This window comes from Tistrella mobilis KA081020-065, assembly GCF_000264455.2.
GTDB lineage: Bacteria > Pseudomonadota > Alphaproteobacteria > Tistrellales > Tistrellaceae > Tistrella > Tistrella mobilis.
The window spans coordinates 190,252-203,733 of record NC_017966.1 but is presented as its reverse complement, the minus strand read 5'-3'; the positions used below and the strand labels follow the sequence as shown (position 1 = coordinate 203,733).

Annotated in this window: 10 protein-coding genes; 5 read left to right on the top strand and 5 right to left on the bottom strand. The window is 66.4% G+C overall.

The window, feature by feature from the left end; all coding sequences use genetic code 11:
• Position 1: 1 nt before the first annotated feature.
• From TMO_RS21720 to TMO_RS21705, 4 genes are all read left to right on the top strand, one after another.
• Positions 2-3,343 (top strand): acetyl-CoA carboxylase family protein, encoded by a 3,342-nt coding sequence (locus tag TMO_RS21720; protein ID WP_014752948.1) that lies wholly within the window; start codon positions 2-4, stop codon positions 3,341-3,343.
• 107 nt (positions 3,344-3,450) lie between these two features.
• Positions 3,451-4,665: an ABC transporter substrate-binding protein gene (locus TMO_RS21715; protein WP_014752947.1), complete on the top strand. Its 1,215-nt coding sequence runs from the start codon at positions 3,451-3,453 to the stop codon at positions 4,663-4,665.
• 151 nt (positions 4,666-4,816) lie between these two features.
• Positions 4,817-5,545: a TetR/AcrR family transcriptional regulator gene (locus TMO_RS21710; RefSeq protein ID WP_041607330.1), complete on the top strand. Its 729-nt coding sequence runs from the start codon at positions 4,817-4,819 to the stop codon at positions 5,543-5,545.
• 288 nt (positions 5,546-5,833) lie between these two features.
• Positions 5,834-6,139, top strand: a complete 306-nt coding sequence (locus TMO_RS21705; RefSeq protein WP_014752945.1) for a hypothetical protein — start codon at positions 5,834-5,836, stop codon at positions 6,137-6,139.
• A gap of 202 nt (positions 6,140-6,341) precedes the next feature.
• Here TMO_RS21705 and TMO_RS30770 read toward each other — a convergent pair whose 3' ends face one another.
• A complete protein-coding gene (locus TMO_RS30770) occupies positions 6,342-7,010 on the bottom strand; it encodes a hypothetical protein (RefSeq protein ID WP_014752944.1) in 669 nt (222 codons plus the stop codon).
• A gap of 896 nt (positions 7,011-7,906) precedes the next feature.
• Between TMO_RS30770 and TMO_RS21700 the strand changes: the two genes are divergently transcribed.
• Entirely contained in the window at positions 7,907-9,100 is a 1,194-nt protein-coding gene (locus TMO_RS21700; RefSeq protein WP_014752943.1) for an MFS transporter, read from the top strand.
• Positions 9,101-9,133: 33 nt separating this feature from the next.
• Here the strand turns inward: TMO_RS21700 and TMO_RS21695 are convergent, their stop codons facing one another.
• Genes TMO_RS21695 through TMO_RS21680 form a run of 4 tightly spaced genes read right to left on the bottom strand, consistent with a single transcriptional unit; the run spans position 9,134 to position 13,381 of the window.
• Entirely contained in the window at positions 9,134-10,495 is a 1,362-nt protein-coding gene (locus TMO_RS21695; RefSeq protein WP_322111274.1) for a M20 family metallo-hydrolase, read from the bottom strand.
• A gap of 5 nt (positions 10,496-10,500) precedes the next feature.
• The gene (locus tag TMO_RS21690) at positions 10,501-11,382 is read right to left on the bottom strand and encodes an alpha/beta fold hydrolase (RefSeq protein WP_014752941.1); all 882 of its coding nucleotides are present in this window, start codon (positions 11,380-11,382) and stop codon (positions 10,501-10,503) included.
• A 17-nt stretch (positions 11,383-11,399) separates the two neighbouring features.
• Positions 11,400-12,533, bottom strand: a complete 1,134-nt coding sequence (locus TMO_RS21685; protein WP_014752940.1) for a pyridoxal phosphate-dependent aminotransferase — start codon at positions 12,531-12,533, stop codon at positions 11,400-11,402.
• A complete protein-coding gene (locus TMO_RS21680; protein ID WP_014752939.1) occupies positions 12,530-13,381 on the bottom strand; it encodes an SDR family oxidoreductase in 852 nt (283 codons plus the stop codon). The genes TMO_RS21685 and TMO_RS21680 overlap by 4 nt, the downstream gene beginning before the upstream one ends.
• Positions 13,382-13,482: the final 101 nt, after the last annotated feature.

The window sequence follows — 13,482 nt, the reverse complement described above, 5'->3', positions numbered from 1 at the left end:
GATGACGTCCCCCTCCTCCCCCTCTTCTCCTTCGTCTCCCCTCTTCCGCCGTATCCTGATCGCCAATCGCGGCGAGATCGCGATCCGGATCGCGCGCGCCGCCGCCGAACTGGGCATTCCGACCGTCGCGGTCGCGCCCAGGGACGATGCCCGCTCGCTGCACACGCGACGCGCCGACCAGGCGGTGGAGCTGCCGGGCGTTGGCGCCGCCGCCTATCTGGACGGCGCCGCGGTGATCCGCGCAGCGCTGGAAACCGGCGCCGACGCCATCCATCCGGGCTATGGCTTCCTGGCCGAGAATGCCGGCTTCGCGCGCGCCTGCGCCGAAGCGGGGCTGACCTTCATCGGCCCGAAGCCCGAAGCGCTCGACCTGTTCGGCGACAAGGGTGCGGCACGGCGGCTGGCGGCGGAGACCGGCGCGCCGCTGGCCCGCGGCACGGCCCATGCCACCTCGCTGGATGAAGCCCGGAGTTTCTTCGACAGCCTGGGTGCCGGCGGCGCGATCATGATCAAGGCCGTGGCCGGCGGCGGCGGGCGCGGCATGCGGGTGGTGCGCGCGGCATCGGAACTGGCCGAAGCCTGGACCCGGGCGGGTGCCGAGGCGCTGGGCGCCTTCGGCTCGGATGCGCTTTATGTGGAAGAGCTGATCCAGCCGGCGCGGCATCTGGAAATCCAGGTGCTGGGCGATCGGGACGGGCGGGTGATCCATCTGCATGAACGCGAATGCAGCCTGCAGCGCCGGCATCAGAAACTGGTGGAGATCGCGCCGCTGCCCGGGCTCGACCCGGCGCTGAAGGCGCGGATCGCCGAGACCGCGGTGGCGCTGGCCAGGGCCGGAGGCATCCACACGCTGTGCACTTTCGAATTCCTGATCGACGGCCGCGACCCGGCCGGGCAGCGCTTCGTGTTCATGGAGGCCAATCCGCGGCTGCAGGTGGAACACACCGTCACCGAAGAGGTGACCGGCGTCGATCTGGTCCAGACCCAGATCGGGCTGGCCGCCGGGTTGAGCCTGGCCGAGCTGGGCCTGCGCGACGGCCGCCTGCCCGAGCCCGAGGGTGTGGCGGTGCAGCTGCGGATCAATATGGAGAAGATCGGCGCCGATGCCGTGGCCGTGCCCGCGGGCGGGGTGATTTCGGCCTTCGAGGTGCCGGGTGGCCGCGGTGTGCGGGTCGAGACCTTCGGCTATGCGGGCTATGCGACCTCGCCCCATTACGACTCGCTGCTGGCCAAGCTGATCGTGCATGTGCCGGGCAACCGGCTGGATCTGGCGCTGGACCGTGCCCGCCGGGCGCTGGCCGAATTCCGCATCGAAGGCGTGGCGACCAATATCGGTTTCCTGCAAAGCCTGATCGCCGACGAGGCGGTGCGCGCCGGGCGCTTCGATACCGGCTATATCGGCGCCCATGCCGCCCGGCTGGCGGAGGCCGCCGACAGCCATCCGAAGCTCTGGGTGGAAAGCAGCGGCGGCGGGGCCATGAAAGCGGCGAGCGGGCCGGTCGCACCCGACGGCACCGAGGCGGTGGCCGCCCCGATGACCGGCCGGGTGGTCGCGATCGAGGTGACGCCCGGCGATGTCGTCCGCCCCGGCACGGTGGTGGCGGTCATCGAGGCGATGAAGATGGAGCACACCATCACCGCGGGCCGGGCCGGCATCGTGCGGGCGCTGGCCGTGGCGGTGGACGAGACCGTCTATGGCGACCAGCCGGTGCTGTTCATCGAGCCGGGTGACTTCGAGGGCGCTGCGGAAGAGGAGACGGTCGAGGTCGATCTGGACCATATCCGCCCCGATCTGGCCGCGATCCTGGAACTGCATGACGAGTTGACCGATGCCCGCCGGCCCGATGCGGTGGCGCGGCGGCGTAAGACCGGCCAGCGCACCGCGCGCGAGAATATCGAGGATCTGGCCGATCCCGGCAGCTTCATGGAATACGGCGCGCTGGCGCTCGCCGCCCAGCGCAGCCGCCATGATTACGAGACGCTGAAGAAGATGAGCCCCGCCGACGGGCTGGTGGCGGGTGTGGGCTCGGTGAATGCCGGTCTGTTCGGGGCCGAGCGGGCGCGCTGCATGCTGCTCTCTTACGACTACACCGTGCTGGCCGGCACCCAGGGCTTCATGAACCACAAGAAGATGGACCGCATGTTCCATCTGGCCAATGACTGGGCGATGCCGCTGGTGGTGTTTGCCGAGGGCGGCGGCGGCCGGCCGGGCGATACCGACCATGTCGGCGTGGCAGGGCTGGACGTGCCGACCTTCAAGCTGCTGGCGCAGATGAGCGGCAAAGCCCCGACGGTGGCCGTGGTCTCGGGCCGCTGCTTTGCCGGCAATGCGGCGATCGCAGGCGTCTGCGACGTGATCATCGCCACCCGCAACGCCAATCTCGGCATGGGCGGCCCGGCCATGATCGAAGGCGGCGGACTTGGCGTCTACAAGCCCGAAGAGGTCGGGCCGATGGATGTTCAGGTGCCGAACGGCGTGGTCGACATCCTGGTCGAGGACGAGGCCGAGGCGGTCGCCGCCGCGAAGAAGTACCTGTCCTATTTCCAGGGGCCGGTGGCCGACTGGGCGGCGGCCGATCAGCGGTTGCTGCGCAATGCCATCCCCGAAAACCGGCTGCGCGCCTATGACGTGCGCAAGGTGATCGAGCTGGTCGCGGACACGGATTCGGTGCTCGAACTCCGGCCCGATTACGGCATCGGCATCATCACCGCCCTGATCCGGATCGAGGGCCGGCCGATGGGCCTGTTCGCCAACAATCCCCGCCATCTGGGCGGCGCGATCGACGGCGAGGCGGCCGAGAAGGCCGCGCGCTTCCTGGATCTCTGCGAGGCGCACGGCCTGCCGGTGCTGTCGCTCTGCGACACGCCGGGCTTCATGGTCGGCCCGGATGCCGAGAAGACCGCGCTGGTCAGGCGGGTGTCGCGGATGTTCGTGGGCGGCGCCAACATGACCGTGCCGATGTTCACCATCGTGCTGCGCAAGGGCTATGGCCTGGGCGCCCAGGCGATGGCCGGCGGCAACATGCACGCCCCCGCCTTCACCGTCTCGTGGCCGACCGGCGAGTTCGGCGGCATGGGCCTGGAAGGGGCCGTACGCCTGGGCTATCGCCGCGATCTTGAAGCCATCGCCGACCCGGCCGGGCGCGATGCGCTCTACCGCAAGCTGGTCGATGCGCTTTATGCCAAGGGCAAGGCGTCGAACATGGCGGCCTTCCTTGAAATCGACGGCGTGATCGACCCCGCCGCCAGCCGCGACTGGGTGCGGCGCGGCCTCGACGGCTTCCCGGTGCCGCCGGCACCGGCGGCAGGCGGCAAGCGGCGGCCCTTCATCGCCACGCGCTGAGCCGCAAGACTCCCGGCCGGCGATGCCCGCAAAGACGGGCACGCCGGCCCTCCCCACACACACGACCACGCCCCGGCGCCAAGACCGGGATCGGGAGGAAAGATCACATGCGCAGGATAATGAAACCCGCCGCGGGGCTCGCGGCGGCACTGGCGGTGTTGTGCCAGATGGCCGAGCTGCAGGCGGCGGATGCCGTCAAGATCGGCGTGCTGACCGACATGTCCTCGGTCTATTCGGATTTCGGCGGCCAGGGATCGGTGGTCGCGGCCGAACTCGCGATCGAGGATGCCGGCGGCAAGGTGCTGGGCCAGCCGGTCGGGCTGGTGTCGGCCGATCATCAGAACAAGGCCGATATCGGCGTCACCGCGGCGCTGAAATGGTTCGACGACGAGGGCGTGCAGGCGCTGTTCGACGTGTCGAATTCCGGCATCTCGCTGGCGCTTCAGGACGTGATCATGAAGCGCGATAAGATCGCGGTGTTCTCGGGCGCCAACAACAAGAGCCTGACCGGCGACCGCTGCACCACCAACGGCCTGATCTGGGGCTATGACGGCTATGCCCTGGCCAAGGGCAATGTCGAGGGCATCTTCAAGAGCAACCCCGGCAGTTCCTGGTTCTTCCTCACCGTCGACTACGCGTCCGGCCATGGGCTTGAGGGCGACACGATCAGCGTGATCGAGAAGATGGGCGGCAGCGTGAAGGGCACCGTGCGCTTCCCGCTCGGCACCACCGATTTCAGCTCTTTCCTGCTGCAGGCGCAGGCTTCGGGCGCCGATGTGGTGGCGCTGGTGGCGGGCGGCGCGGATGTCCGCAACATGATCAAGCAGGCGGATGAATTCGGCATCGCCCAGGCCGGCCAGCGGATCGCGCCTTTGTTCTTCACCGTCAACGACATCCAGGGTCTGGGGCTGGAGGCAACCAAGGGCATGCCGGTGGTGGCGGATTTCTATTGGGACCAGACCGACGGCACCCGCGCCTTCGCCGAACGCTTCAAGGCCCGCCACGGCAAGGTGCCGACGGATGTGCAGGCGACCGTCTACAGCTCGGTCCTGCATTATCTGAAGGCGGTGGAGGCCGCAGGCACCACCGGGACCCAGGCAGTGCTGGCGAAGATGAAAGCCATGCCGGTCAACGACTTCATGACCGACGGCGCCACCATCCGCGCCGACGGGCGGCTGATGCGCGACATGTATTACTTCGAGGTCAAGAGCCCGGCGGAGTCGACATATCCGCTCGACTATCTGGCCCAGAAGACCACCATCCCCGGTGCCGAGGCCTACCGCCCGGCGGCGGAAAGCGACTGCCCGCTGCTGAAGCCGTGACCGGACCGGCGTCCCGGTCCGGCCCGGTGATTTCGGGCTGGGCCGGCGCGCCGGACGGGGCTATGGTCCAGGCGCTGAACGCCGGTTGAAACATGGTATGAGGGTGATGGCGCGCCAGGAGAACGACAACCCAAAATCGGTATCAAAGCCCGTGCGCACCCGAAAGACGAGTACCGCCACGCCGCGCCGCCGCCGTCAGGGGCGGCCGCCGCTGGGCGATGCCGGGCCGGATGCCACCCGCAACGCCCTGCTCGATGCCGCCACGAAGCTGTTTGCGCGCCTCGGCTACGAGCCGGTGACCACCGGCGCGATCGCGGCCGAGGCGGGGGTGACGCAGTCGATCGTGCATTATCATTTCGGCTCGAAACAGAAGATCTGGGAGGCGGCGATCGACCGGCTGATGGCCGAACGCATCGCCTTCTATGACACCCTCGCCGAAAAACCCGGCGGCATGGACCCGCTGACCCGACTGAAACTGCTGACCAAGGGCCTGGTCTATGCCAACGCCCACAACCCCGATTTCGCCCGGGTGACGGTGCATGAAGGCTCGGTATCGGGCGACCGCATGCACTGGCTGGTGGAAAGCTATATGAAAACCGCCTTCGACAAGTTCGAAGGCGCGATCCGCGAGGCCATGGCGGCCGGCGCCATCCGCCAGATGCCGTTGCGCGACGTGACCCTGATCATCGTCTTCGGCGCCTCGCTGATCTTCACCTTTTCCGGCATGATCGAACGGATGTACGGCACGCCGCTGACCGATCCCGAGGCCGCCACCTCCTATGCCGACAGTTTCATCGACATCGTGTTCAACGGGCTGAAACCGGATGGCGCACCGGGCGCGGCACCGCTGCCGTTTCGGGTGCCCGCCGCAACAGACTGACAGACTCATCTACCCCCGATTGACAAGCCGCGCCGGTCATCAGACGATCTGGAACGCGCAGCCATTGGAGGTGGCGATGAGGGCGTTTCTGGTGGCCATACTGACCGGCATCATCATTCTCGCCATCGACGTTATACCGAGACCCATTGTTTTGAGCTGATCCAGCCGTTCTGCAAGGCCGACACGGCCCTGCGCGACGCGCCCTCAGGAGAGAGCGCGGCGCCGCAGCCGGCAGCGGCAGCCGCCCCACCGCCGGCCACAACGACATCCGCCGACGGCACCGCCTGGATGTTCCTGGACAGCTATGCCGATGGCCGATGGGAAGCGCCCGGCCTTTACGGTGCCGGGTCATTCGCGCCCGACCGGCTGGCCGGCCGCGACTGGCGCGTGACCTCGCCAGTCAACATCCGGCAGGGCCATTACGATTACGGCAGCAACCTGGCTGGCAGCTGCGTATCGACCAACCGCCCGCCGGTCCTCGGATGGTACGACACCGGCGCCAGAGTCATGGTCCGATCGATCTGGCGGGCCGAGGGCTGCAACAAGATCTGGGCCGAAATCGTGCCCCTGGATCCGATGAACCCGCCCGGATGACGGGGCACCAGGGTGACCGGGCGCTGCGGCGTCGGGATCGCTCGCCTGCCGACGGATGAACCGGCAGCGGCCAGTTAGTCGCTGGCTGGCGAGATTCTCAGGTGCGGGTGCACATAAGTATACCCGCTCAAACGTGCGGGCCGAGCGTATCAGCCACGCGTCCGGAAGGACGCAACTTGCGCGGACCTGTTTTCTCAGTGAACTAAAGGCCCATCCGGCAGATTCGCCCAAGAACAGGCCCCGACGCCATGATTAACTGCCGCGCATCAGGCGACGACACTGCGGCGTATCGCGCGGTTACTTCTGCCAAATCTCGCGTAAGCGTCCGAAAATGCACGGCGATATCCTCACCATCCTCCATAGTGATTATATCACCGAAGTATCCTGAAGCCTGACTAGCTGCCTTAAGTGTGGTGCTCAGGCTGCCGCCGGCGTCCGCGTTCTTTGCCATCTCGCCAATTGGCACAAGTATTGATTTACATTCTGATTCCGTTGGTACTCTTTGATGTTCTTCAATTGAAATAACAATTTTTCTTGCTTCAATTATTCTATCTGATGCTTCAGAATTAATATTCATAGAATATTTTAGAAGTGCTTCATTTATCTGCTCAGAGAGCACCAACAATAGATCTCCCGCCTTCTTGGTATTCGACTTTTCTTTCATCGCTTCAGAAATTCCTCCGGCAGCTGCAGCTGATACGCCGGCGGCAGAAGACATCGCATTACCCTGGGCTACAATACTGGCTAAGCTATCAATCGCAGATATAATTATTGCTGCATCTTCCCGTTCCATAGGCATTCTATCCGCCGCCGGCGCAACAATCGGCGCAACAATCAAGGTTCCCAAAGTCAGCACGGCGTATTTCCGCATTTATCTATTCCGATTTGTTAATTAATCCGCCACGTCAGAACAGAATAAGTCCCTGAGCCAGATACTTCCGAGTGGTCTGTCACGTTACCACTGAGATTCGGCGACCCCAAGTGTCCTTATTTTTTTGGGCATCCAAATCCGTACGCCCCCGCTTACACCTTGACTCAGACCTCGTCGGTCATCACCACCCGCCGGCGCGGCCGCTCCTCCCCACTCCGCGGCCCCCGGCAGAGCACACAGGAACAGGGCCGGCAATGCGTCGCCGCATTGCGTCCCACTGCACGCGCGGAAAACCCTTGCGGCTCCTGATCGGGAAACCACAAGGCCATGATCCGCCGGGCTTTCGCCTTGCGGCGTTCGGCATCATGCCGGCGTCGGGCGCGCATGGTGGTGCCTCCCTGGTGGTTGGGGTGGCGCTGGTCGGGCCTCTGAGGAGAGCCCCCGTCACCCGGCATTCATGTCGGATCCCGTACTGACCGGCATCCGTCAAGCATTTATACGTCATTCCGGCGAAAGGCAATTGTCAGCCCTCACGCCGGGATGACGGGATTTTCTTTCAGAGACAATCGGTTGGGTCTGATGGTGCGACCCACCCCCCTTTAATACCCCGAATCACGGCCGGAAAAAATGCGGTTTGCGCGAATCTCCGGGGAGATCCTGGTCAGGTATGAGTGATGCGCCATTGAGAATTGGTAATGCCCTGATGATGAAGGAAAAACTTCACCGCGAACCTCCCGGGGTTTTTACGTGTACCTGCGGTTCGCGCAGGGGCCGGTCGGCGGGGGTTATTCTGTCATCATATGACAGAGTGATCGTCATCCATGGCGGATTATCGATGTTGAGGGACAGGGGCATAGTGCCGGGCGAGACTGGTTCCGCGGTTTGGAGTGTCCGCCATGCCTCCCGCCTTGTTTGCCCTGACCATCGCAGCTTATGCGATCGGAACCACTGAATTCGTCATCGTCGGGTTGTTGCCGACGGTGGCACAGGATCTGGGGATCGACCTGCCTGCGGCGGGGTTGATCGTCAGTGTCTATGCCCTGGGCGTCACCTTCGGCGCGCCGGTTTTGACCGCGCTCACCGGCCGCGCGGCGCGCAAGCCTTTGATGTTAGGGCTGATGGCGCTGTTCATCGCCGGCAACGGGCTGGCGGCGCTGGCGCCGGGCTACGAGGTGCTTCTGGTCGCCCGCGTGCTGTCGGCCTTCGCCCACGGGGTGTTCTTTTCAGTCGGCGCCACCATTGCCGCCGATCTGGTGCCGGAAAACCGGCGAGCCTCGGCGATTGCGATGATGTTTGCCGGGCTGACGGTGGCGATCGTCACCGGCGTGCCGCTCGGCACCTGGATCGGGCAGCATTTCGGCTGGCGCGCCACCTTCCAGGCCGTGGCGCTGATCGGTGCGGTCGCGCTGGCCGGCATCGCCGCCCTGCTGCCGCGCGATCTGCCCCGCGCCGCCCCGGCCCGGCTGGTCGATCAGGCGCGCGTGCTGGGCTCGGGCCGGCTGCTACTGGTCTTCGGGATGACGGCGGCCGGCTATGGCGGCACCTTCGTCACCTTCACCTTCCTGGCGCCCATCCTGGAACAGGTGACCGGCCTGCCGAATGCCGCAGTCAGCCTGGTGCTGGTGCTCTATGGCGTCGCGATCGCCATCGGCAACATCGCCGGCGGCCGGCTGGCCGACCGCAACCCGGTCAGGGCGCTCGCCTGGCTCTTCGCCGCCCAGGCCGCGGTTCTGTTCGCCTTCAGCGTCACGCTGCTGTCTGCGGTGCCGGCGCTGGTCACGCTGGCGGCGCTGGGCTTTCTGCAATTCGCCAATGTGCCAGGCCTGCAACTCTACGTGGTGAAGCTTGCCAGGCTTCACCGACCTGAAGGAGTAGATGTCGCCTCGGCCCTGAACATCGCCGCATTCAACCTGGGCATCGCCGCGGGTGCCTGGATCGGCGGCCGGGTGGTGGCCTCGGGCCTGGGGCTCAGCGCCACGCCCTGGGTCGGGGCGCTGATCACCCTGGCGGCCCTCGCCCTCACCCTCTGGAGCGGCGCGCTGGACCGGCGCGCCGCGGCGGCACCGGCCGCGGATCCCGCCTGCGCCTGAGGATCCCCCGCCAACTGAGGATCTCCCGCCACCCTACCCCGCAAGCTCGGTCAGCAGCGCCGCCAGAACCCGGGTGCCGGCATGGAGGTGTTCGGGTTCAGCCCGCTCGGTCGGGTGGTGGCTGATGCCCTGGTGGCAGGGAATGAAGATCATCGCCGTGGGTGCGATGGCGTGCAGGTGCCTTGCATCGTGCCCGGCCGCCGAGGCCAGGTCCATGACCGGATGGCCCAGCACCGCGGCGATGTCGCGGATCCGGTCGCGCAGCGCTTCGGGAAACACCAGCGAGGGCGCGTCGACCAGAGGTTCGACCACAACCCCGCAACCGCCGGCCAGCTCGGCGCAGAGATCGGGGATCGCCGCGCCGAAGCCCTGCATCAGCCCGGTGTCGAAATGGCGCAGGTCGATCGAGAACACCACCTTCGCCGGCACCACCGAGGGTGCGTTGGGCGAAACGGTGAAGCGGCCGAAGGTCAGCATCAGATCTTCGGCCGTGCTGCGCGCGATGGCATGAAGGCGCTGCACCATGGCACTGGCGGCGATCAGCGCATCGCGCCGCTCGGCCATCGGCTTTGTGCCGGCATGGGCCTCTTCGCCGGTCACCGTCACGCGATAGGTCTGCTTGCCCTGAATGCCGGTCACGGCGCCGACCACCCGGCCCTCGGCCTCCAGCACCGGGCCCTGTTCGATATGGGCCTCGACATAGGCCTCGATCGGCTGGCCCAGCTCGCGCAGCGGCACATCGGGGAAGGCTGAGTTCACGGCGGCCAGCGCCGTGGCGACGCTCACCCCGTCGGCATCGCGGACGCCCAGAATCTCGTCCAGCGGCCGCACGCCCGCGAAGGCTTCCGATCCCATCATGCCCGGGGCGAAGCGCGAGCCTTCCTCGTTCATCCAGGCCACCGCCTCGATGCTGCGGCGGGGCGTGTGTCCCGCATCGCGGATCGCTTCCAGCACCTCGAAGGCGGCCAGCACGCCATAGATCCCATCGAAACGGCCACCGGTCGGCTGGCTGTCCATATGCGATCCCGACAGCACCGGCGGCAGATGCGGCTCCCGCCCCTGCAACCGAAAGAACAGGTTTCCAGCCGGATCGGTTGCAACGCCGAAACCGCGGGCGCGGGCGATGCCGATCAGATGGGCGCGGGCCTCGATCTCTTCGGCCGACAGCGCCTGGCGGTCGACCCCGCCATCGCTGCGGGCGCCGAAGCGGGCCAGTTCCATATGCCGCTGCCACAACCGGTCGCCATTTACATGCCCCAGAATGCGTTCGGCCTCCGGCGTGATCTCGCGACCGCTCGGCATATACCCCTCCCCCGTTTCCTTGCGCCAGTCGGTGCGGCGGCGCCAGCTCTCCGCCGGCGCCGCGCCGCCTGTCCCGCCACCATCGCCGGACATAAGGATCACGACGTCTTCATGATCTGCGCCGGCTCGGCGCGCGGGTCGCGGGCCGTCCAGCGTCCGGCCTCGACCATGGCGATGAACTCGGCCAGCAGCTGGTTGAACAGCGCCGGCTCTTCCAGGTTCAGCGTATGGCCGGTTTTGGGCAGCACCGCCAGCCCGGCGGCCGGCAGGGTCTTCTTCATGAAGATGCCCGGCTGCAGGCAATGATCGTCCTCGTCGCCGACCACGATCAGCGCCGGCACGGTGCAGGCGCGGATCCGCTCTTCCAGATCGTAGATCGACGGCCGCCGCGCCTGAACGCCGCTCATCGTATTGGCGGCGCCGATATCGGAATGCTCGGCCAGGCGGTCGGCGAAATCCTGCCAGCCGCGCGGATCCTTGTTCTGGAACTGCACCCGGCTGGCGCCCAGCGCATAGGTCTTGGCGAATTCTTTGGCCCCCAGCGTCCGGAACCGCTCGGCCACTTCCAGGGAAACCCCGCGGAAATAGTCCTCGAACTGCTTTTCCGCGCCATAGCCGGCCCCGGCGATGGTCAGCGACAGGGCGCGTTCGGGGGCCATCAGGCCGAAATGCAGGGTCGCGAACCCGCCCATCGACAGGCCGACGATATGCGCGCGGTCAATGCCCAGATGGTCGAGCACGGCCAGCGCATCGGTGACGGCAATCTCCTGCGAATAGGCCGCCACATCCGCCGGAATATCCGAAGGCGCATAGCCGCGGGCGGAATAGGTGATGCAGCGATGCCGGCGCGCGAAGAACTGCATCTGCGGTTCCCAGGCCCGATAATCGCCGCCGAATTCATGGATGAACAGGATCGGCGTGCCGGTCCCCGCCTCTTCATAATAGAGGCGGGTGCCGTCGGTTGCGGTGGCAAAAGACATCGGACTTGCCCTTCCGGTCAGAACAGCGGCGGGATGTCGGTGCGGGTCTTCGCCCGTTCCGCCATCTCGGGCAGCAGGGCGCAGAAGGCTTCGACCCAGGCGGTCGGCACGGTGGTCGACACCTTGATGAAGCGGTCGCCGAAGCGGGGCGTATGATAGGTGCCCTGGCGGATCATGATCCCCGCGGTCTGAAACTCGGCCACCAGCGCTTCCGGCCGCACCCCGGCCTCGATGCATTCCACCACCACGAAATTGCCGTGGGAGGGGTAGACCGGCATGGCGAAGCCCGGCAGGGCATCGACCGCCTGTTTGATCAGCGCCTGGTTGTGGCGCTGGATCTGCTGCACCCCGGCCATCCATTCGTCCTTGACCCCAAGCCCGGCCAGCGCCGCCGCCTGGGCGATCACGCTGGCGCCCAAGGGCGCGGTCGAAAACGGTGCAATCCTGTCCATCAGCTCGGGGTATGCGACCAGCGCACCCACGCGCATGCCCGCCAGTCCCAGCCATTTGGAGAAGCTGACCACCGTCACCGCGCCTTCGGGATAGATCATGCTGGCCGGCGTATGGCCTTCGGCGAAGTCGCGATAGGTGCTGTCATGGATCAGGATCGCGCCTGCCTCGCGCGCGATCGCCGCGAAGGCGCCGATTTCCTCGGCGGTATAGGTGATGCCCAGCGGGTTGTTCGGGTCGACCAGATAGATGATCGCGGTCCGCTCATCCACCACCTCGGCCAGCCGTTCGGGGCTGAGGCGGAAATTCCATTCGGGGCCGTAGATCGGGATTTCGATCACCTCGGCGCCGTTCTGGGCGGCGAATTGCAGCGGCCATTTCCAGCCCGGATCGGTGGTGACGAAGGTCGTGCCGGGCTTCGCAAACGCCCGGCAGATCAGCGCCAGCGCCGCCACGGCGCCGTCGGTCACCAGCGCCTGGGCGCCGGGCAGCCGCAGATCGGCGACGATCGCCGCCCGCAGCGCCTCCATGCCGGCGGGCGGGGCATAGGCATGGAAATTCTCGGCATCCACCGCTGCATGCATGGCGGCGGCAACCGCCGGATGCTGGGGCACGTGATTGGTGTTCTGGCCCAGCCATTTCAGCTCGGGGTCGGAAAACAGCCGGTCGAAATAGGCGTTCTTGGTGTCGAGCAGGCTCACGCATCGATCTCCTGAATGGCGGGCTCCTGAAGCGCGGGCGCCGCGACCGACCGCCGGCCGCCATCCTTGATGATCGACCCGCGCGAGGCGATGCCGCCATCGATGGTCACGATCGTGCCGCTGACATAGCCGGCGCGCGGCGAGGACAGGAACACCATCAGATCGGCCACCTCTTCGGCCGTGGCCGGGCGGCCGCCGGGATAGCGGTCGAACAGCTCGCGCCAGCGGGTTTCGTCGCCGAACATGTCGACCGCGCGTCGCTTCATCAGCCGCACCATGCGGTCGGTTTCCACCGGCCCCGGGTTCACGCCCAGCACCCGCACGCCGTAATCCATGCTCACCCCGCCGAGTGCCCGGGTGAAGGCCATCAGCGCCGCATTGCCGGTCGATCCGGCGATGTAATTGGCATCCCAGTTCTCGCCGGAATTGCCGATATCGTTGACGATCACGCCGGTGCCGCGCGCCTGCATGCGGGCATACACCGCGCGGGTCAGCGAGATATAGCCGAAGACCTTCAGGTCGAAACCGCGGCGCCAGGAGACATCATCCACCGCATCGATCGGGCCCGAGGGGATGTTGCCGGCATTGTTGACCAGAATGTCGACATCACCCGCGGCATCGGCCAGCGCCACCATCTGCGCATCGCTCGACAGATCCATGGGGTAGATCGTCACCGCCACGCCGCATTCCGCCTCGATCGCCGCCTTCGCCTCGACCAGGGCCTCTTCCGAGCGGGCGGCCAGGTGCAGATCGGCACCCTCGCGGGCAAAGCTCCAGGCAGCGGCCAGGCCGATACCCTTCGATGCGCCGGTGATCAGAACCTTCTTGCCTTCAAGACCCAGCTTCACCGCTCAAAACCCTCGCTTGGTACGCATAACATGCGTTTGTGAATGCAATAACGTCACTATTGTATACGCACGCCGTCGAGTCAAGCACCGCCCGCGCAGGA

Excerpts from the sequence above, each read along its gene's own strand:
- TMO_RS30770 (WP_014752944.1), bottom strand. The coding sequence starts at position 7,010 with ATGCGGAAATACGCCGTGCTGACTTTGGGAACCTTGATTGTTGCGCCG.
- TMO_RS21695 (WP_322111274.1), bottom strand. The coding sequence starts at position 10,495 with ATGTCCGGCGATGGTGGCGGGACAGGCGGCGCGGCGCCGGCGGAGAGC.
- TMO_RS21715 (WP_014752947.1), top strand. The coding sequence starts at position 3,451 with ATGCGCAGGATAATGAAACCCGCCGCGGGGCTCGCGGCGGCACTGGCG.
- TMO_RS21690 (WP_014752941.1), bottom strand. The coding sequence starts at position 11,382 with ATGTCTTTTGCCACCGCAACCGACGGCACCCGCCTCTATTATGAAGAG.
- TMO_RS21705 (WP_014752945.1), top strand. The coding sequence starts at position 5,834 with ATGTTCCTGGACAGCTATGCCGATGGCCGATGGGAAGCGCCCGGCCTT.
- TMO_RS21720 (WP_014752948.1), top strand. The coding sequence starts at position 2 with ATGACGTCCCCCTCCTCCCCCTCTTCTCCTTCGTCTCCCCTCTTCCGC.
- TMO_RS21700 (WP_014752943.1), top strand. The coding sequence starts at position 7,907 with ATGCCTCCCGCCTTGTTTGCCCTGACCATCGCAGCTTATGCGATCGGA.